Below are 20,103 nucleotides of genomic sequence, written 5' to 3' on the forward strand. Positions count from 1 at the left end.
CTGCACTCAGCCTTGGCTGGGATTAGCGGCCGCCGCCCACTTCCAAATTCGCGCCTGTCGTATAGGACGCCCCGTCCGACAGGAGCCAGAGAATTGCCGCGGCGACCTCTTCGGTGGTCGCCGCCCTTTGCATCGGCACGCCGTGACGCATCCTCGCGACGCGATCCGGCTGTCCGCCGGAGGCATGAATTTCGGTATCGACAATCCCTGGACTGACCGCGTTGACGCGAATGCCTTCGCCGGCCACCTCGCGCGCCAGGCCGATCGTGAAAGAATCGATCGCGCCCTTCGAGGCGGCGTAGTCGACATATTCGCCCGGCCCGCCAATTCTCGCTGCAATCGAGGAGACATTCACGATGGCGCCGCCGTTGCCGCCATGGCTGGTCGACATGCGCCTCACCGCTTCGCGGGCACAGAGCATGGAGCCAATGACGTTGATGCGCATCATGCGCTCCAGCCGTGCTCCGCTCATTTCGTCGACACGCGCCCTCTGGTCGACCACGCCAGCGTTGTTGACGAGCGCATCGAGCGGCCCGAAGACATGATCGATCCTCTCGAACATCGCCTGGATATCGGCCTCGCTGCCAACGTCGCCCATGATGGCCAGCGCTTCGCCGCCGGCCTGTTCGATTGCCTCGACAAGCGCCGTGGCAGCAGCCTCATTCGATGCGTAGTTGATCGCAACACGGTATCCGGCCTTGACGGCAAGCCTGGATGTGGCAGCGCCGATGCCGCGGCCGCCGCCGGTCACCAGCAGCACTTTTTTGGCCGCGCTCATTCCTGACAGCCCTTCAACGAAAAAACATCCCACGGCACCTTTGAAAACCCGTTGGCGCCATAGGCGGTCGACCTCTGCAGCGACGGTCCGAGGTCGGGAAAGATCAGGGTCTTCGGAGCATCTACCCCTTCGGCCGGCAACAGAGCGATGTTGCCCTTGTCATCCGCACTGTAGACGACCCCCTCCCACAGCGTGCAGGCGGCGAGCTCGTCGCCGGTGACGTCGCCTGTCGGGCATTTGTACATCAGCGAACCATGCGGCCGCGCCACGCCTTGCGTCCACATGACGATCCCGTCGAGCACGACATCGTTATCGAGCACCATCTTGAAGGTGTTGGTGACGACCGCCGATCCCGCGGTCGGCCTGAAATCGATCTCGGCCGCACTTTCGGCATCGCCATAGACGGCGAGTTCGAGCGGGCATGCGGCAAAGGCTGCCGATCCCGTCTGCGCAACGCCGGCCGCGCACAGCGTGAAAAACATGCCGGAGTACAAACGAGAGGAACTCATTCGGTGGCGCAGATCCATTCTCCGGCTCACCTCGACCGGGCCTAGAGATCGAGCACCAGCCGTTCCGGATCCTCCAGGCTTTCCTTGACCCGCACCAGGAAGGTCACCGCTTCCTTGCCGTCGACGATGCGGTGATCGTAGGAGAGCGCCAGATACATCATCGGCCGGATCACGATCTGGCCGCCGACCACCACCGGCCGCTCCTGGATCTTGTGCATGCCCAGGATGCCCGACTGCGGCGCGTTGAGGATCGGCGTCGACATCAGCGACCCGTAGACGCCGCCATTCGAGATGGTGAACGTGCCTCCCTGCATATCCGCCACGGAAAGCTTGCCATCACGCGCAGCAATGCCCAGCCGGCCGATCTCCTTCTCGATCTCGGCTATTCCCATCTGGTCGGCATCGCGCACGACCGGCACGACGAGGCCCTTTTCGGTGCCGACGGCGACGCCGATATGGGCGTAGTTCTTGAAGATGATGTCGGTGCCGTCGATCTCGGCATTGACGGAAGGGATTTCCTTCAGCGCATGGGTGACGGCCTTGGTAAAGAAGCCCATGAAGCCCAGCTTCACGCCGTGCTTCTTCTCGAACACGTCCTTGTATTTGGTCCTGAGGGCCATTACCGCGCCCATGTCCACCTCGTTGAAGGTGGTCAGCATGGCGGCGGTCGACTGCGCTTCCTTGAGGCGGCGGGCGATGGTCTGCCGCAGCTTGGTCATGCGCACCCGCTCTTCGCGCGACGCGTCGTCGGCCGAGGACGGCGCACGAGCGGCGACCGGCGCAGGGGCCTTCGGCGTCTCGGCCGGCTGCGACGGCGCGCCCCTGGCGATCGCGTCGAGCACGTCGCCCTTAAGCACCTGGCCGCGCTTGCCGGAACCCGAGATCTGGTCGACCGCGAGATTGCTCTCGGCCAGCAGCTTCGCCGCCGCTGGCGCCGGCGGCATCGCGCGCGCCTCGATCGGCCCGGCATCGCCGGCGATCTTGGCGGTCTCGGCCGCGGCTTGCTTGACGGTGGCTGCGGCGGTCGGCGCCGAGGCCTGCGATACCGCGTCCTGCTTCGGTTCGGACGTTGACGACTTCGCGGGTTCGGGTGCTGCCGCTTTTGCCCCGTTGCCCGCCGAAATCATGCCGAGCAAAGCGCCGACTTCGACCGTCTCGCCTTCCTTGACGGCGATCTCGCTGAGCGTTCCTGCGGCCGCGGCCGGCACTTCCACCGTTACCTTGTCGGTTTCGAGCTCGACCAGCGGCTCGTCGGTGGCGATCGCATCGCCCACCTTCTTGAACCACTTGCCGATGGTCGCCTCGGTGACTGATTCGCCAAGAGTAGGGACGCGGATTTCGGTAGCCATTGTGCCTGTCCGTTTTTCTGTCGGTTCTGTTCTATTCGCCGAACTCTGTTCTATTCACCGAGCGCGTCTTCGAGCAAGGCGGCAAGCTGGGCGAGATGCTTCGACATCAACCCGGTCGCCGGCGACGCCGCGGCCGGCCGGCCGGTATAGCGCACCCGCTGGTGCTTGGCGTCGATATGCGCCAGCACCCATTCCAGATACGGATCGATGAACGACCAGGCGCCCATATTCTTGGGCTCCTCCTGGCACCACACCATCTCGGCGTTGCGGAAGCGTGACAGTTCGGTGATCAGCGCCTTGGCCGGGAACGGATAGAGCTGTTCGACGCGCAGCAGGTAGATGTCGTTGATGCCGCGCTTCTCGCGCTCCTCGTAGAGGTCGTAATAGACCTTGCCCGAGCAGAGCACGACGCGGCGGATCTTCGAATCCTTGGTGAGCTTGATCGCCTGGCCGGGGAGCTGCTGGGCATCGTCCCACAACAGCCGGTGGAACGCGCTTTCGCCCGACATCTCCGGCAGCGTCGACACCGCCCGCTTGTGGCGCAGCAGCGACTTCGGCGTCATCAGGATCAGCGGCTTGCGGAAATCCCGCTTCAACTGCCGGCGCAGGATGTGGAAGTAGTTGGCCGGCGTCGTGCAGTAGGCCACCTGCATGTTGTCTTCGGCGCAAAGCTGCAGGAAACGCTCGAGCCTGGCCGACGAATGTTCCGGCCCCTGGCCTTCATAGCCATGCGGCAACAGGCAGACGAGGCCCGACATTCTGAGCCACTTGCGCTCGCCCGACGAGATGAACTGGTCGAACACCACCTGGGCGCCGTTGGCGAAATCGCCGAACTGCGCTTCCCAAAGCGTCAGTGCCTTCGGCTCGGCCAGGCTGTAGCCATATTCGAAGCCGAGCACGGCCTCTTCCGACAGCATCGAGTTGATGACCTCGAAGCCGGCTTGCGCCGCCGACAGATTGTTGAGCGGGATGTAGCGTGTCTCGTCGCGCTGGTCGTAGAGCACGGAGTGGCGTTGCGAGAACGTGCCGCGCTCCGAATCCTGGCCGGACAGCCGGACCGGATTGCCGTCGAGCAGGATGGCGCCGAAGGCCAGCGCTTCGGCCGTCGACCAGTCGATGCCTTCGCCCGACTCGATCGCCTGGCGGCGATTCTCGAGAAAGCGCAGGATCGTCTTGTGCGCCTCGAATTCCTTCGGCACCTCGGCCAGCTTCTTGCCGATTTCCTTCAGCGTCTTGACCGGCACGGCGGTCTTGCCGCGCCGCTGTTCGTCCTGGTTGTCGGCTGTGCGCAGGCCCGACCAGGCGCCATCCAGCCAGTCGGCCTTGTTGGGCTTGTAGTGCTGGCCGACCTCGAATTCCTGTTCGAGATGTGCCCGCCAGTCGGCCTTCATCTTGTCGAATTCGGCCTGGCTGAGGTGGCCTTCGGCGATCAGCCGGTCGGCATAGATCTGCACCGTCGTCTTGTGGCGGCGGATGTTGCTGTACATGATCGGCTGGGTGAAGGCCGGCTCGTCGCCCTCATTGTGGCCGAAGCGGCGGTAGCAAAACATGTCGACCACGACAGGCTTGTGGAATTTCATGCGGAATTCGATCGCCACCTTGGCGGCGTGGACCACGGCTTCCGGATCGTCGCCATTGACGTGGAAGATCGGCGCCTCGATCATCTTGGCGACATCCGACGGATAAGGCGACGAGCGCGAGAAACGCGGATTGGTGGTGAAGCCGATCTGGTTGTTGATGATGAAGTGCAGCGTGCCGGCGACGCGGTGGCCGCGCAGGCCCGACAGGCCGAGGATTTCGGCAATCACGCCCTGGCCAGCAAAAGCGGCGTCGCCGTGCAGGAGTAGCGGCAGCACCTTGGCGCGCTCTTCCAGCGGCACGATCTCCTCGCGGCTGCGGCCGAACAGAGAGTCCTGCTTGGCCCGCGCCTTGCCCATCACCACCGGATCGACGATTTCCAGATGCGAGGGATTGGCGGTCAGCGACAGGTGCACCTTGTTGCCGTCGAACTCGCGGTCCGACGAAGCGCCGAGATGGTACTTCACGTCGCCCGATCCCTCGACCTCGTCGGGTGCGGCCGAGCCGCCCTTGAACTCGTGGAAGATGGCGCGGTGCGGCTTGGCCATCACCTGGGAGAGCACGTTCAGCCGGCCGCGATGCGCCATGCCGAGCACGATCTCCTTCATGCCAAGCTGGCCGCCTCGCTTGACGATCTGCTCCAGCGCCGGGATCAGCGCCTCGGCGCCGTCGAGGCCGAAGCGCTTGGTGCCCTTGTACTTGACGTCGATGAACTGCTCGAAGCCTTCGGCCTCGACCAGCTTCTGCAGGATCGCCTTTTTGCCGGCGGCGGTGAAGGAGATCTCCTTGTCGGTGCCCTCGATGCGCGCCTGGATCCAAGCCTTCTCCTCGGGATCGGAAATATGCATGAACTCGACGCCGAGCGTCGAGCAATAGGTGCGGGTCAGGATGTCGAGCATCTGCCGGATGGTGCCGAATTCGAGCCCGAGCACGTTGTCGAGGAAGATCGGGCGGTCGTAGTCGGCGGCGGTGAAGCCGTAATTTTCCGGCGACAGCTCGTTGTAATCCTCGAGCTTGGCGATGCCGAGCGGGTCGAGATTGGCGTGCAAATGGCCACGCATGCGGTAGGCGCGGATCATCATGATGGCGCGCACGGAATCGCGCGTCGCCTGATGCACGTCGGCGTCGGAAAGGGTGACGCCGTTCATCACCGCCTTGTGCTGGACCTTCTTCTCGATGTGCTTCTCGACGATGCCCCAATCGCCGTCGAGCGCCGAGACCAGTTCGCCATTGGCCTGCAGCGGCCACGAGGGCCTGGCCCATGAGGCGCCCTTGGCATTCTTGCGGACATCGCCGGCGTCGTCCTTCAGCGCCGCGAAGAAATCCTGCCATTCGGGATCGACCGAAGCGGGATCGTCCTCATAGGCGGCGTAGAGCGCGTCGATATAATCGGCATTGCCGCCATAGAGGAAAGAGGTAAGCGAAAATTGGTCGTTGGCCTGATCTTGTCTTGCCATTTTTTTCAGCGGAGGCTGCGCTCCGTCTCCTGTTTTGGAGGGGAGTAGGGCAGTAAGGGAGTAGGGCAGTAGGGAAAAGTAGGCACTTGCCGTCGTTCGTCCCGTTCTTCCTATTCCCCTACTCCCATACTGCCTTACTCCCCTACTCCCTTAACCCTTTATCGCTTCAACCAAGGTCGTGCCGAGCCTAGCCGGCGACGGCGAAACCTTTATTCCGGCCGATTCCATCGCCGCGATCTTGTCCTCGGCGCCGCCCTTGCCGCCGGAGATCACCGCGCCGGCATGACCCATGGTGCGGCCGGCCGGGGCCGTGCGCCCGGCGATAAAACCGGCCATCGGCTTCTTGCGGCCACGCTTGGCTTCATCCTTGAGGAACTGCGCGGCGTCTTCCTCGGCCGAGCCGCCGATCTCGCCGATCATGATGATCGACTGGGTCTCGTCGTCGGCGAGGAACATCTCCAGCACGTCGATGAACTCCGTGCCTTTGACGGGATCGCCACCGATGCCGACGGCGGTGGTCTGGCCGAGGCCGACATTGGTGGTCTGGAACACTGCCTCGTAGGTAAGCGTTCCCGAGCGGGAAACAACGCCGACCGAGCCCTTGCGGAAGATGTTGCCGGGCATGATGCCGATCTTGCATTCATTGGGGGTCAGGACGCCGGGGCAGTTGGGGCCGATGAGCCGCGATGTCGAACGGTCAAGCCGCGCCTTGACCTTGATCATGTCGATCACCGGTATGCCCTCGGTGATGCAGATGATCAGCGGGATCTCGGCTTCGATCGCCTCCAGGATCGCCTCGGCGGCGCCCGCCGGTGGCACATAGACGACAGACGCATTGGCGCCGGTCTTCGCCTTGCCTTCAGCGACGGTGGAAAAGATCGGCAAGCTCTCGCCCGTGGCACCGGTCCACGTCTCGCCACCCTTCTTGGGGTGGATGCCGCCGACCATCTTTGTCCCGTGATAGGCCAGCGCCTGCTCGGTATGGAACGTGCCGGTCTTGCCGGTCAGGCCCTGCACGAGCACCTTGGTGTTCTTGTCGACGAGAATGGACATGGTGGTCCTTTACAAACCGTTGATGGAGGAAGGCTGCGCGGTCATCGTCAGGTCAGAGACGCTTGAGATCGGCGACGGTGAGGTCACTTTTGGCGTTGCCGGTATTGAGCGTCGTCGCCGGCTCGAACATCAGCACCACCGGCTGTTCGCTCAGCGAGCGCGGCCGGTGCTCAATGGCGCGCGGCACGACTATGAACTCGCCGCTGCCAAGCTCCACCGTGCCGTCGCGAAAGTCGATGGCGATGCGGCCGCGCAGCACCAGGAAGGCTTCGTCCTCATTGTCATGCGCGTGCCAGTCGAAGACATCGCCAAACTTGGCGATCTTGACCTGGGCGTCGTTGACGTCGCCGGCGATATGCGGATCGAAGACCTTTTTGATCTTCTGATCCGCCGCCTCGACCAGGTTTATCTTGTGCGGAGGCACCAGATCAGCCCTTCACCGCCGCCACGATTTTCTTGGCCGCGTCGTCTAGGTCATCGGCCGAGACGACGTTGAGCCCGCTGTCGTTGATGATCTTCTTGCCGAGCTCGGCATTGGTGCCTTCCAGCCGCACCACCAGCGGCACTTGCAGGCCGACTTCCTTGACCGCCGCGATAACGCCCTCGGCGATGACGTCGCACTTCATGATGCCGCCAAAGATGTTGATCAGGATGCCTTTGACCGCCGGGTCCTTGGTGATGATCTTGAACGCCGCCGTCACCTTCTCCTTCGACGCGCCGCCGCCGACGTCGAGGAAGTTGGCGGGCTCGGCGCCGTAGAGCTTGATGATATCCATCGTCGCCATGGCGAGGCCGGCGCCGTTGACCATGCAGCCGATATTGCCGTCGAGCGCGACATAGGCGAGGTCGTATTTCGACGCCTCGATCTCCTTCTCGTCCTCTTCGGTGATGTCGCGCAGCTCCATCACGTCGGGATGGCGGAACAGCGCGTTGTTGTCGAACGACACTTTTGCGTCGAGCACGCGCAGCCGACCATTCTTCATGATGATCAGCGGGTTGACCTCGAGCAGGCTCATGTCCTTCTCGACGAAGGCATTGTAGAGGATCGGGAACAGCGTCTCGCCGTCCTCGGCGGCCTCGCCGTCGAGCTTCAGCGCGCCGTTGAGTTCTTTCAGATCATCCGCCGTCACACCTTTTTCCGGGTCGATGGCGACGGTGATGATCTTTTCCGGCGTGTCGTGGGCGACCGCCTCGATGTCCATGCCGCCCTCGGTCGAAACGACGAAAGCGATGCGGCCGACGGAGCGGTCGACCAACAGCGACAGATAGAGCTCGCGCTCGATGTCGGCGCCATCCTCGATGTAGAGCCGGTTGACCTGCTTGCCGGCCGGACCGGTCTGCTTGGTGACCAGAGTGTGGCCAAGCATTTCCTGGGCGTTGGTGACGACCTCGGCCACCGATTTCGCCAGCCGCACGCCGCCCTTGGCGTCGGGGCCGAGCTCCCTGAACTTGCCCTTGCCGCGGCCGCCGGCATGGATCTGGCTTTTTACCACATAGAGCGGGCCGGGCAGCGCCTTGGCGGCAGCTTCCGCCTCGCTTGCCCTGAACACCGGCACGCCTTCGGCCACCGGTGCGCCAAAGCCCTTTAGCAGCGCCTTGCCCTGATATTCATGGATGTTCATGCGCGTTGTCTCCAGATCAGCTGCTGGGGGATCACTTGGCGGCGAGTTGCGGAGCGATCTTGACGCAAGCCTCGCACAGGCCCTGCACCGCCGCCACCGAATTGTCGAACATCTTCTGCTCGGCCTTGCCGAGCTCGATCTCGATGACGCGCTCGACGCCGCCGGCGCCGATCACCACCGGCACGCCGACATAGGTGTTCTTGACACCGTACTGGCCGGAGAGATGCGCAGCACAGGGCAGCACGCGCTTCTTGTCCTTGAGATAGGCTTCGGCCATGGCGATCGCCGAGGCGGCCGGTGCGTAGAAGGCCGAGCCGGTCTTGAGCAGGCCGACGATCTCGGCGCCGCCGTCGCGGGTGCGCTGCACGATCTGGTCGAGCTTTTCCTTCGAAGTCCAGCCCATCTTGATGAGGTCGGGCAGCGGGATGCCGGCGACCGTCGAATAGCGGATCATCGGCACCATGGAATCGCCATGGCCGCCGAGCACGAAGGCGGTGACATCCTCGACCGACACCTTGAACTCCTCGGCCAGGAAGTAGCGGAAGCGCGAACTGTCGAGCACACCGGCCATGCCGACGACATGGCTCTTCGGCAGCCCGGAGAACTTCTGCAGCGCCCAGACCATGGCGTCGAGCGGGTTGGTGATGCAGATGACGAAGGCTTTCGGCGCGTATTTCTTAAGACCCGCGCCAACCTGCTCCATGACCTTCAGGTTGATGCCGAGAAGGTCGTCGCGGCTCATGCCGGGCTTGCGCGGCACGCCGGCGGTGACGATGCAGACGTCGGCGCCCTCGATGCCGGCATAATCGTTGACGCCGGTCAGCCTTGAATCGAAGCCATCGACCGGTGACGACTGCGCGATATCCAGCCCCTTGCCTTGCGGGATGCCCTCGGCGATATCGAACAGCACAACATCGCCGAGATCCTTGAGGCCGATCATGTGGGCGAGCGTGCCGCCGATCATGCCCGAGCCGATGAGCGCTATCTTGTTGCGTGCCATGTCAGGATTTTTTCCCTTTAGACTGTGACGGCGCCCAAATCCCTTAGCGAATTGGATGACGGCGTCGAGGAAGGAGGCCGGAATGCTGCGGGGAAGCCGCGAAGATGTCGCCGCACCCAATAGCCCCGGCGCATGAAACATTCAAACGATTATTTTGGAGTGAGTTTTTTCAATCGGTTAGATGGGTTGGGATTTACGTAAACGTCAAAAGAATTGAGCCGACTTGGGAAAGTTACGCAATGAAGATGGAAATAAGAAGGCTGTTTCCCGGCGATGACGCCCTTGTGATGCGGGTCGCCGGAGATGTGTTCGATGAACCGGTCAGGCTGGATCGGCTGGCAGCGTATCTCCGCGAATCCGGTCATTTCATGATCGTGGCATTGGCCGATGGCACGGTCGTCGGCCAATGCGCGGCCGTCATCCACCGCCACCCGGACAAGGTGAGCGAACTCTACATCGACGAAGTCGGCGTGGCGCCGGCCTTCCAGCGCCAGCGCATAGCGACGAAGATGCTCGACGCCATGTTTGAGCTCGGCCGGGAGCATGGCTGCGAGGAGGCCTGGCTCGGCACCGAGCCGGACAATGTGGCGGCCCAGGCGCTTTATGAGTCGCGCAAGGAGCCCCATAGGCCGGCGGAGGATTTCGTCATGTATGTGTATCGACTATAGGCGCCGGCGGGACAGGGCCCCGGACAGCGCCCCTCTGTCCTGCCGGACATCTCCCCCACATGGGGGGAGATCGGCAGCTTCGACGCTCCGCTCACGCCTCTGACGTTGGAGATTGGACAAGCGAAAGATGACGGCCAATCTCCCCACTTGTGGGGGAGATGCCAAGATTTGCCAAAGAGGGCAGGACAGAGGGGGGCGCGAAGGATCGCGACCTTCCGAAGACTATCTTCAGGCCCGAACCTGCCTCGCCTCCACCGGCACCACCCGCGCCTTCTGCCTCTCCACCCAGTCTTCCAGCCATTCGTGGCTCTGCATCTCGATCAGCCGCGACGCGGTGCGCTCGAATTCGAAGACCTCGTTGCCGCGCTTGGCCGTATAAAGCTGCGCTGGCGGTGCGGCGGCGCTCACCACCAGCCGCACATGATGGTCGTAGAGCGTGTCGATCAGCAGGATGAAGCGCTTAGCCTCGTTGCGCATGCCTTCGCCAAGCACCGGCACATGATCGATGAAGACCGTCGAGAAGCGGCCGGCAATCGCCAGGAAATCGCGGGCACCGAGCGGGTTTTCGCAGAGATCGGCAAAGGAAAACCGCGCCGCTTCGCCGGCGGCGCGCGGCACGACGACCTGCCGGCCCTTTACCGTCAGGGCCGCTGCCTGCGTCGACCTGCCATGCGTCATCACTTTCCAGGCCTCGTCGAGGACAGCATCGGCGGCGGCATCGGCAGGGGTGACATAGACCGGCAGGCGGCTGAGCTTGTCCAGCCGATAGTCCTTGTCGGCATCGAGGGCAATCACCTGCGCATGCCGCTCCAGGATGCCAATGAAGGGCAGGAAAAGCTTGCGGTTCAAGCCGTCGCCGTAAAGATCCTGCGGCGCGACATTGGACGTGGCGACCAGCACGACGCCGTTGGCAAACAGCGCCGAGAACAGCCGCGACAGGATCATCGCATCGGCGATGTCGGTGACGGAAAACTCGTCGAAGCACAGCACCCAGGCTTCCTCGGCCAACGCGCGGGCCACCGGCGCGATCGGGTCGTCTTCCCTGACGGTGCCCTCTTTACGCGCCTGCCGGTGCTTCTGGATGCGGTCCTGCACATCGGCCATGAAGTCGTTGAAATGCACACGGCGCTTGCGCCGGACCGGCACCAGCTCGAAGAACATGTCCATCAGCATGGTCTTGCCGCGGCCGACGCCGCCGTGGATATAGAGGCCCTTGACGGCCTCGCGCGTCTCGCGCTTGCGAGCGAACAGCCAGCCCAGCGCGCTCGATTTGTGCGCCAGCCGTTTTGCCGAAATCTCGTCGATCAGCCGGTCGAGTGCCGCGACGACCCGCTCCTGCGCGCGATCGCGGTCGATCAGGCCCGTATCGACCCAATGGTCGTAACGCTGCCGGACGGTCGCATGGGTCTGAAGGCCGTCACGCAGATGCATCGGTCACGTCGTTCCGGAGCAATTCCAAGAAAAGTGTGTAGCGGCTTTCTGTCCGGAATTGCGTAAAAACAAAAGAGAGCAATTCCGGGAAAAGCGTGTAGCGGTTTTCGGCCCGGAATCGCGTAAAAACACTAAGGGCGGGCGGGTCAGCCTCTTGTAAGCGAGATCGGCAGGCCGTTGGAAGTCTGGCCGTCGAATTTCTCTCCGCCAGAGGAATAGAGCCGTGCCAGCGTGCCGCCATTCGCGTCGTACAGCGTCAACTGCTTGCCGGCGACGTTCCAGGATTTGATGCCGTCGATCGGTGCCGGGCAATGCAGCGGTCCAGCCCGATAGCCGGAGCCGAATTTGGTCTGCGGCGTCGCCACCTGGCAGCTCTGGCCGGACACGCTGGCCTTCCACACACCGGCGACGCTGCTTGCGGTAAGATCCGGGGCTCCGGCCGGAGCCGTTCCGTCCGGCGGCAGCGAGGCGACCTGCGGGCCCTGCGGCGCCGTCGGAAATTTCGACGGGTCGGCGGTGCCGGGCGACGCCGGCGGCGGCAGCTGGTTTGCGGTCACCGTGCCGGAGGGCGCGGCTTGCAGCGGCGCCGGCTGCTGGTCCATCGACGAGAACCGTGACGTTGAACAGCCGCTGGCAAAGAGCGCGGCCAGCGATACGGCCAGCAGACCGGTTTTCGAAAAATCCATTTCAAACCTCCGTCGGGTCCGGCTGGGCTGCCGTCCGCACAATATCCCCTTTACCAAGACGGAGAAGGTGGCAAAATTTCAACCCTGTATGGTTAAAATAGCATTTGCGGCGACACCTGTTGCAACTTTGCCACAGATGCGTGCCGCCCGAAAACCTGCCCTGGGGGTCTGGCCCGAGACTGCGCAGCGGTTTGCCTGGATAGGCCTGCCCCTGGCGTCCGGCCGCCAAATGCTTGCGCCAGCCCGCTTCGGTCCTATCTCTGATGAAACCGAACCTTGCCGGAGGCGAAATCTTGGCTGCGAGAAAAAGGGCGGCCAACCGCTACTATAACGGGCTGCCCAGCGATCATTTCGACGGCACCTTGTTCTTCAATCCCAGTGGCAAGCCGCCTGCCCGCTTTTCCGATCTTTTGAAGTGGCAGTTGGGCGGCGAACGCTCGAAATGGCCGACGGCGGATCCGAGTCCGTTTCGTCAGGCGACACCGGCCAAGCGGATCGACGGCTCCGGGCTAAGGCTGACCATGGTCGGCCATTCCTCGCTTCTCATCCAGACAGCCGGCCTGAATATTCTTACCGACCCGGTCTGGTCGCAGCGCGCCTCGCCGCTCCCCTTTGCCGGGCCGAAACGGGTCAATCCGCCGGGCATCGCCTTCTCCAACCTGCCGCCGATCGACCTCGTGTTGGTCAGCCACAACCACTACGATCATCTCGACCTGGCCACGCTGAAACGGCTGAAGACAAAGCACGACCCGCTGGTGCTGACGCCGCTCGGCAACGACGCCATCATCGACGCTGGCGTTCCCGGCATGCGGCTTTCCGTGCATGATTGGGGCGAGCGGGTCGAGATCGGCAACGACGTCGCCGTCCATGTCGAGCCGGTGCACCACTGGTCGGCACGCGGCACCCGCGACCGGCGCATGGCGCTGTGGGCGGGTTTTGTGGTCGAGACGCCGGGCGGAAAGGTCTATTTCGCCGGCGACACCGGTTTCCACGATGGCATCAACTACCGGCTGATGGCCGGAAGGCACGGCGGCTTCCGCCTCGCTATCCTGCCGATCGGCGCCTACGAGCCGCGCTGGTTCATGGCGCCACACCACCAGAACCCGGAGGAGGCGGTGCAAGGCATGCTGTTGTGCAACGCCGCCTATGCCGCCGGCTGCCATTGGGGCACGTTCCGGCTCACCAACGAGCCGATCGACGAGCCGGCAAGAAAGCTTGGCGAGGCCCTCGACGATCAAGGTGTCCCGCAAGAACGCTTTCGCGCCCTGCGTCCCGGCGAGGTCTGGGACGTGCCGGCGTTCTAGGCAGGCGACCCGGCGCCCAGGGGAACCGGGGACGTCGTAAACGCGTTGGTAGTCGTCCACAACCGTCGGCTGCGAGGGATTTTCCATGATCAAGTGGATCATCATTCTTCTGATTATCGCGGCCGCGGCCAGCCTGCTCGGCATGCCGGCATTGGCCGGAGCCGCCGCCACCGGCGCCCGCATTCTCATCGGCATCGTGCTGATCATCTTCCTGCTGGTCATGTTTGGCGTCTTCGCGGTGGCGTAGACAGCATCGGCCCGAAAATCGGAATCGATTTTCAGAAAGCACGATGCGCAGGTCTAAAAATGTCAGAGCGTATCTTGTGCGTCCAAGTCGACGCACGGCGCGCTGGCGTCTCGCACTGGTAATTCCGGCCACTATCCGCCATATAGGCGCCAAACCGGCATGAGACCTTTCGATCCATGGCAAGCACCGCCCCCTTCGCCAAGATGAACGGCATCGGCAACGAGATCATCGTTGCCGACATGCGCGGTCGCGCCGATCGGGTGATGGCGGCTGCCGCCCTTGCGCTCAATGCCGACGCCGCGACGAAATTCGATCAGATCATGGCGATCCACGACGCCAGAACGCCGGGCACCGCCTTTTTCATCGACATCCTGAACTCCGACGGAACCGGCGCGCAGGCCTGCGGCAACGGCATGCGTTGCGTGGTGCAGGCACTTGCCGCCGAGACCGGCCAGAAGACATTCGCCTTCGAGACAGTCGCCGGTATCCTCAACGCTGAAGAACATGCCGACGGGCTGATCTCGGTCGACATGGGCAAGCCGCGTTTTGGCTGGCAGGATATTCCGCTCGCCGAGGAATTCCGTGATACCCGCATGATCGAGCTGCAGGTCGGCCCGATCGACGCGCCGGTGCTGCACTCACCCTCGGTCGTGTCGATGGGCAATCCGCACGCCATCTTCTGGGTCGACCGCGACGTCTGGTCCTATGAGCTCGACCGCTTCGGTCCGCTGCTCGAAAACCACCCGATCTTCCCCGAACGCGCCAACATCACCATTGCGCGGGTGACCTCTCCCGAGACGATGGTCATCCGCACCTGGGAGCGCGGCGCCGGCCTGACCAAGGCCTGCGGCACGGCGGCTTGTGCCGCCGTCGTTGCTGCGGCGCGCACCAGGCGGACCGGACGCAGCGTCTCCCTGGTGACGCCCGGAGGCGGCGCCTTGCATGTCGAGTGGAGCGGCGACGACCACGTCATCCTCACCGGTGCCGCCGAATGGGAATTTTCCGGCAGCTTCGACCCGGCGACCGGCGTATGGGCTCGCGACACCGAAAGCGCCGCCTGATGGCTCCTCTTGCCAAGAAGGGTCCCGCTCTTTCCGGGGATCCCGTTTTCTCCAAGGGCCCCGGTCTTCCCAAAGGTGTTGACGTCGTCACCTTCGGCTGCCGGCTGAACACCTATGAATCCGAGGTGATGCGACGAGAGGCGGAAAGCGCCGGCCTTGGCGCGCTGGAAGGCGGCGCCATCATCTTCAACACCTGCGCCGTCACCGGCGAGGCGGTGCGCCAGGCCAAACAGTCGATCCGCAAGGCCCGCCGCGAGAACCCGCAGGCCCGCATCATCGTCACCGGCTGCGCCGCGCAGACCGAGCCGCAGAATTTCGTCGCCATGGACGAGGTCGATCTCGTCCTCGGCAATGAGGAAAAGCTGAAGGCGCAGTCCTATCGCGCGCTGCCGGATTTCGGCGTCAACGACACCGAGAAGGCTCGCGTCAACGATATCTTTTCGGTACGCGAGACGGCCGGCCACATGGTCGACGCCATCGAAGGCCGGGCGCGGGCGTTCGTCCAGGTTCAGAACGGCTGCGACCACCGCTGCACCTTCTGCATCATCCCGTATGGCCGCGGCAATTCACGCTCGGTGCCGATGGGCGCCGTGGTCGAGCAGGTCAAGCGGCTGAGCGGCAATGGCTATGCCGAGATCGTGCTGACCGGCGTCGACATGACCAGTTTCGGCGCCGACCTGCCGGGCAGCCCAAAACTCGGCAAATTGGTCAAGACAATCCTCAAGCAGGTGCCTGACGTGAAACGCCTGCGCCTTTCCTCGATCGATTCGATCGAGGCTGACGACGACCTGCTCGAAGCCATCGCCACCGAGCCTCGGCTGATGCCGCATCTGCATCTGTCGCTGCAGTCCGGTGACGACATGATCCTGAAGCGGATGAAGCGCCGGCACAACCGGGATCAGTCGATCCGTTTTTGCCAGGATTTGCGCAAACTGCGTCCCGGCATCGTCTTCGGCGCCGACATCATCGCCGGCTTCCCGACCGAGACGGACGCCATGTTCGAAAAATCGCTGGAGATCGTCGAGGAATGCGGCCTGACGCATCTCCACGTCTTTCCGTTTTCGCCGCGCGAAGGCACCCCCGCCGCGCGCATGCCGCAACTTCGCCGCGAACTGGTCAAGCAGCGTGCGGCACGGCTGCGCGCCGCCGGTGACGCCGCCTATCGCAGCCACCTTTCCTCGCTCGCCGGAACACGCCAGTCGATCCTGGTCGAGCGCGACGGGCTCGGTCGCACCGAAGGGTTTACGCTTGCCGCGATCTCCGGGAGCGCGCCGGGCGAAATCGTCGAGGCCGATATCGCCGGCGATGACGGCTCGCGGCTGATCGCGGCGCCGCTTGCCGCCCGCGCCGCCTGAGACGCAAGGACATGGCTGGTTTTTTCAAGAAGATATTTTCGTTCGGCAAGAAGGAGGTGGTCGAGGAGCGGATCGACGAGACCGCACCGCTGCCGCCGATCAAATGGGACGCGCTCGAGGCGCTGAAACCGGCGGCCGAGCAAGCCGCTCCGGAATTTTTGAAACGCGAAGAGCCTCGGCCCGAAGCAGAAGCCGCACCGCCGGTCGAACCAGAGATACCTTCCGCGCCGCAACCGACGCCTGTTGAAGAGGCCGAACCCGCTCCGAGCATTCCGCCCGAGCCAGACATCCAGCCGGAACCTGCGCCCGTCGAAGCGTCCACTCAGCTTCCATCATCAGAGGCTGGCGCTGCCCATCCGCCTGCCGGCACCTTCTCCCCGTATAGGGACGGGGAGAAGGGTGCTGATCGTCCCGCCGAGCCTCCTTTTGAAAGCGGCAAAGGAGAAGCTCCGACGCTGACGCCCCCCTCTCCCCGTCCTTCACGGGGAGAGGATAAGGGTGAGGGGCAGCACGGACCTGCGCAAGATGCCGCACCGCCTGCCGAGGCCCCCTTAACTGCGCCCGAGCCTGAGGCGCCGGCGGCCGAAATCCCGCCACCGATTCGCCAGCCGGCGCCGATCGAGGCGAAGCCGATCCTTACCGAGATCGCGCCCGAACCTGAAGCCATACCAGCGCCCCACCCTCCCCTCGATGGGGAGGGTGAGGGGGTGGAAGCGGCGGGGTGGGGTGACAGCGCCGGCGCCAGCGCCAGTCACCCCCACCCCCGAGCTTCGCTCGGGACCTCCCCCATCGAGGCGGAGGTAAAGCGCGAGCCTATTCCGCAACCACCGCCGGAGCCAAAGCCGGCTCCCGGCAAGGTCACAGTCACCAAGAAGGTCGAGCAGAGAGCCGAGCCGCAGAAGGCGCCGGAACCGGCGCCGAAACGCTCGTGGTTCCAGCGCATGAAGGAGGGGCTCGCCCGCTCTTCCCGGGAACTGTCGGGCAACATCGCCGGCGTCTTCACCAAGCGCAAGCTCGACGAGGACACGCTGCAGGATCTGGAAGACGTGCTGATCCGCGCCGATCTCGGCATGGAGACGGCTTTGCGCATCACCGATTCGCTGGCTGCCAGCCGCTACGGCAAGGACGTCTCCGAGACGGAAGTCCGCGCCATCATGGCGGCCGAGGTGGAGAAGGTGCTGACGCATGTCGCCTTGCCGCTGGAGCTCGACCTCAGCCACAAGCCGCATGTCATCCTTGTTGTCGGCGTCAACGGCACCGGCAAGACCACGACCATCGGCAAGCTGGCGGCAAAGCTGACCGACGGCGGCCTGTCGGTGATGCTCGCCGCCGGCGACACGTTCCGTGCCGCCGCGATCGAGCAATTGAAGATCTGGGGCGAGCGCACCAAGTCGCCGGTCATCGCCTCAAAACTCGGTGCCGACGCCGCAGGTCTTGCCTACGATGCCTTCGAACAGGCCAGGCAAGCCGGCTCAGACGTGCTGATCATCGACACCGCCGGGCGGCTGCAGAACAAGACCGAGCTGATGGCGGAACTGGAAAAGATCGTCCGGGTGCTGGGCAAGCTCGATCCGGAGGCGCCGCACACCGTGCTGCAGACGGTCGACGCCACCACCGGCCAGAACGCGCTCAACCAGGTCGAGATCTTCCGCAATGTCGCCGGCGTCAACGGCCTGGTGATGACCAAGCTGGACGGCACGGCACGCGGCGGTATTCTGGTGGCGATTGCGGCAAAGCACAAATTGCCGGTTTATTTCATCGGTGTCGGCGAACAGGTCGACGACCTCGAACCATTCTCCGCAAGCGAGTTCGCCAGGGCGATCGCTGGAGTGGCATAACAAGCTTGATCCCAAAAAGTTGCAGACTTTTTGGACAGGATCATGCGCAAGAAGGAAAGCCTATGAACCCGCGCATCCTCGAACGCGACCCGTCCGACCCGCAGAAACAGAAGAAGGAAGGCGTCAATCCGCTGCTCAAGCTGGTACTGGAGCTCGGCCCGTTGATGGTGTTCTTCTTCGCCAACGCGCGTGGCGCATGGCTGTCGCAGAAATTTCCGATGCTGGCCGAATTCGGCGGCCCGATCTTCGTCGCCACCGGCCTGTTCATGGCCGCGACCGCGATCGCGCTGGCCGCGTCCTGGCTGCTCACCCGCACCTTGCCGATCATGCCGATGGTGTCGGGCGTCGTCGTCTTCGTCTTCGGCGCGCTGACGCTCTACCTGCAGGACGACATCTTCATCAAGATGAAGCCGACCATCGTCAACATGCTGTTTGGCGGCGTGCTGCTCGGCGGCCTGTTTTTCAGCAAGTCGCTGCTCGGCTACGTCTTCGATTCGGCGTTCAGCCTCGACGCCGAGGGCTGGAAGAAACTCACCTTCCGCTGGGGCCTGTTTTTCCTGTTCCTGGCTCTTGTCAACGAGGTGGTCTGGCGGAATTTTTCCACCGACGCCTGGGTTACCTTCAAGGTTTGGGGCATCATGCCGATCACCCTTCTTTTCACCTTCACCCAGATGCCGTTGATCATGCGCCATTCGCTTGAAGGCAAGACCGGGACAGAAGGGAAGCCCGGCAAGTAACTGGCAAGGAGAGGGCATGGAATTCGTCACCACGCGCGAAGAGCTGAGAACGATCTACAAGACGCCTCGGCCGACCGACGGCTCTATCCGCAAGGAACTGAGGGCGCTGGATGGCCACAGCCGTTCCTTCATCGGCAAAAGCCCCTTCGTGCTGATCGGCTCCTCCGATGGCGCCGGCAATGCCGATGTGACTCCAAAGGGCGACAGGCCGGGCTTTGCCGCCGTGCTCGACGACAAGACCATCGCCATCCCCGACCGGCCCGGCAACAACCGGCTCGACACGCTGGAGAACATTCTTCTCAACCCTTCGGTCGGGCTGCTCTTCCTCATCCCGGGCATGAACGAGACGCTGCGCGTCAACGGCGACGCCCGCATCACCGTTGATGCGGCTTTGCGCGAGCGGCTCGCCGTCGACGGCAAGGAACCGCAAAGCGTTGTCCTGGTGACGGTCAAGGCCGCCTACATGCATTGCGCCAAGGCTTTCATGCGCTCCGATCTGTGGAAGCCGGAAACCTGGTACGACCGTGCGACGCTGCCGACGCTCGGCCAGATCCTGCGCGATCAGTTGGCGCTCGCCGATTCGGCCGAGGCGACCGACCGCTGGCTGGACGAAGAATACAAACACACCATGTGGTAGTGTGCCCGGCAACGAATCGCCCGAGCCCGCCTCTAAGCCTTTGCTAAACATCCTCGCCATTTCCGGCAGCCTGCGCGCCGCCTCGACCAATTCGGCCCTGGTCGCGGCGCTCGCGCAAAACGCGCCGCCGGACTGTCACCTGTCCGTCTATGACGGGCTTGGCCGGTTGCCGATTTTCAATCCGGATGACGAAGGCGAGCGGACGCCACCGCAAGCATCCGCGCTGATCGACGCGGTCACCGCCGCTGACGGCGTCATCGTCTCCTGCCCGGAATATGCCCATGGTGTGCCGGGCGGGCTGAAGAACGCGCTCGACTGGCTGGTATCGCGTGACGCCGCTGTCGCCAAGCCGGCCATGCTGGTGCACGCCTCGCCGCGCTCGCTGTTTGTCCGCGCGGCTCTGGCCGAGATCATGCGCACCATGTCTTTCGCGCTTTTTGAAGACACCGCGCTTGAGGTCGCCCTGCTCGGCAAGAAGCCACCGGAGGTGGCCAAAATCCTGTCGGAGCCAGCAAGCCAACTGGCAATGCACAACGCCATTTCGGCCTTCGCCGATTTCATCCGCTCGCGCTAAGTAGCGGCCACCGTGCTTTCGTTATCCCGGGGCGGAGCGAACGCTAAGCGCGCGCCGGCGACGAAGCTGCCGATCTCCCCCCAAGTGGGGGAGATGCCCGGTAGGGCAGAGGGGGGCCCTGTCCCGCAGCCTCTCGCAAACTTGCCTTCCGTCTCAACGTCTCGACATTGGTTTCGCCGACGAACCACTCATGCGCAGCGACCTCTTCGAAAACCCCAC

Annotated in this window: 19 protein-coding genes; 9 read left to right on the plus strand and 10 right to left on the minus strand. The window is 63.7% G+C overall.

The window, feature by feature from the left end; genetic code table 11:
* Nucleotides 1–22: 22 nt before the first annotated feature.
* From AC0L16_RS19435 to mdh, 8 genes are all read right to left on the minus strand, one after another.
* Nucleotides 23–778 carry an SDR family oxidoreductase gene (locus AC0L16_RS19435; RefSeq protein WP_473622617.1) on the minus strand — a complete coding sequence of 252 codons (756 nt, stop codon included), beginning with the start codon at nt 776–778 and terminating at the stop codon, nt 23–25.
* The gene (locus AC0L16_RS19440) at nt 775–1,260 is read right to left on the minus strand and encodes a hypothetical protein (protein WP_473622713.1); all 486 of its coding nucleotides are present in this window, start codon (nt 1,258–1,260) and stop codon (nt 775–777) included. The genes AC0L16_RS19435 and AC0L16_RS19440 overlap by 4 nt, the downstream gene beginning before the upstream one ends.
* 68 nt (nt 1,261–1,328) lie before the next feature.
* Complete coding sequence (odhB, locus tag AC0L16_RS19445) at nt 1,329–2,636, minus strand: 2-oxoglutarate dehydrogenase complex dihydrolipoyllysine-residue succinyltransferase (protein ID WP_473622618.1); 1,308 nt, start codon at nt 2,634–2,636, stop codon at nt 1,329–1,331.
* A 50-nt stretch (nt 2,637–2,686) separates the two neighbouring features.
* Nucleotides 2,687–5,671 (minus strand): 2-oxoglutarate dehydrogenase E1 component, encoded by a 2,985-nt coding sequence (locus AC0L16_RS19450; RefSeq protein WP_473622619.1) that lies wholly within the window; start codon nt 5,669–5,671, stop codon nt 2,687–2,689.
* 150 nt (nt 5,672–5,821) lie between these two features.
* The gene (gene sucD, locus AC0L16_RS19455) at nt 5,822–6,724 is read right to left on the minus strand and encodes a succinate--CoA ligase subunit alpha (RefSeq protein ID WP_287121059.1); all 903 of its coding nucleotides are present in this window, start codon (nt 6,722–6,724) and stop codon (nt 5,822–5,824) included.
* Nucleotides 6,725–6,776: 52 nt separating this feature from the next.
* Nucleotides 6,777–7,148 carry a cupin domain-containing protein gene (locus AC0L16_RS19460; RefSeq protein ID WP_473622621.1) on the minus strand — a complete coding sequence of 124 codons (372 nt, stop codon included), beginning with the start codon at nt 7,146–7,148 and terminating at the stop codon, nt 6,777–6,779.
* A 4-nt stretch (nt 7,149–7,152) separates the two neighbouring features.
* Nucleotides 7,153–8,346, minus strand: a complete 1,194-nt coding sequence (sucC, locus tag AC0L16_RS19465) for an ADP-forming succinate--CoA ligase subunit beta (RefSeq protein ID WP_473622622.1) — start codon at nt 8,344–8,346, stop codon at nt 7,153–7,155.
* 31 nt (nt 8,347–8,377) lie between these two features.
* Complete coding sequence (gene mdh, locus AC0L16_RS19470) at nt 8,378–9,346, minus strand: malate dehydrogenase (protein WP_027153710.1); 969 nt, start codon at nt 9,344–9,346, stop codon at nt 8,378–8,380.
* A gap of 239 nt (nt 9,347–9,585) precedes the next feature.
* On the opposite strand from mdh, the gene AC0L16_RS19475 reads away from it, so the two are divergent.
* Nucleotides 9,586–10,014 carry a GNAT family N-acetyltransferase gene (locus AC0L16_RS19475; RefSeq protein ID WP_473622623.1) on the plus strand — a complete coding sequence of 143 codons (429 nt, stop codon included), beginning with the start codon at nt 9,586–9,588 and terminating at the stop codon, nt 10,012–10,014.
* A 228-nt stretch (nt 10,015–10,242) separates the two neighbouring features.
* On the opposite strand, the gene zapE is transcribed toward AC0L16_RS19475, so the two are convergent.
* Together zapE and AC0L16_RS19485 are read right to left on the minus strand one after the other, a co-directional pair.
* The gene (gene zapE / locus AC0L16_RS19480; protein ID WP_473622625.1) at nt 10,243–11,445 is read right to left on the minus strand and encodes a cell division protein ZapE; all 1,203 of its coding nucleotides are present in this window, start codon (nt 11,443–11,445) and stop codon (nt 10,243–10,245) included.
* Nucleotides 11,446–11,591: 146 nt separating this feature from the next.
* A complete protein-coding gene (locus AC0L16_RS19485; protein WP_473622627.1) occupies nt 11,592–12,131 on the minus strand; it encodes a protease inhibitor Inh/omp19 family protein in 540 nt (179 codons plus the stop codon).
* A gap of 293 nt (nt 12,132–12,424) precedes the next feature.
* On the opposite strand from AC0L16_RS19485, the gene AC0L16_RS19490 reads away from it, so the two are divergent.
* The 8 genes from AC0L16_RS19490 (at nt 12,425) to AC0L16_RS19525 (ending at nt 19,884) form a co-directional block, all read left to right on the plus strand.
* Complete coding sequence (locus AC0L16_RS19490) at nt 12,425–13,435, plus strand: MBL fold metallo-hydrolase (protein ID WP_473622629.1); 1,011 nt, start codon at nt 12,425–12,427, stop codon at nt 13,433–13,435.
* A gap of 85 nt (nt 13,436–13,520) precedes the next feature.
* Entirely contained in the window at nt 13,521–13,682 is a 162-nt protein-coding gene (locus AC0L16_RS19495; protein ID WP_473622630.1) for a DUF1328 domain-containing protein, read from the plus strand.
* 176 nt (nt 13,683–13,858) lie between these two features.
* Nucleotides 13,859–14,743, plus strand: coding sequence for a diaminopimelate epimerase (dapF, locus tag AC0L16_RS19500; protein WP_473622632.1), 885 nt, complete (start codon nt 13,859–13,861; stop codon nt 14,741–14,743).
* A complete protein-coding gene (mtaB, locus tag AC0L16_RS19505; protein WP_473622633.1) occupies nt 14,743–16,098 on the plus strand; it encodes a tRNA (N(6)-L-threonylcarbamoyladenosine(37)-C(2))-methylthiotransferase MtaB in 1,356 nt (451 codons plus the stop codon). The genes dapF and mtaB overlap by 1 nt, the downstream gene beginning before the upstream one ends.
* Before the next feature lie 11 nt (nt 16,099–16,109).
* The gene (gene ftsY / locus AC0L16_RS19510; RefSeq protein ID WP_473622635.1) at nt 16,110–17,936 is read left to right on the plus strand and encodes a signal recognition particle-docking protein FtsY; all 1,827 of its coding nucleotides are present in this window, start codon (nt 16,110–16,112) and stop codon (nt 17,934–17,936) included.
* Between the two features lie 62 nt (nt 17,937–17,998).
* Entirely contained in the window at nt 17,999–18,673 is a 675-nt protein-coding gene (locus AC0L16_RS19515) for a septation protein A (RefSeq protein ID WP_473622636.1), read from the plus strand.
* Between the two features lie 16 nt (nt 18,674–18,689).
* Entirely contained in the window at nt 18,690–19,310 is a 621-nt protein-coding gene (locus tag AC0L16_RS19520) for a pyridoxamine 5'-phosphate oxidase family protein (protein ID WP_473622638.1), read from the plus strand.
* Nucleotides 19,311–19,350: 40 nt separating this feature from the next.
* Nucleotides 19,351–19,884, plus strand: a complete 534-nt coding sequence (locus tag AC0L16_RS19525) for an NADPH-dependent FMN reductase (protein ID WP_473622714.1) — start codon at nt 19,351–19,353, stop codon at nt 19,882–19,884.
* Nucleotides 19,885–20,103: the final 219 nt, after the last annotated feature.

The sequence above is a fragment of the Mesorhizobium sp. WSM4848 genome (assembly GCF_055811375.1).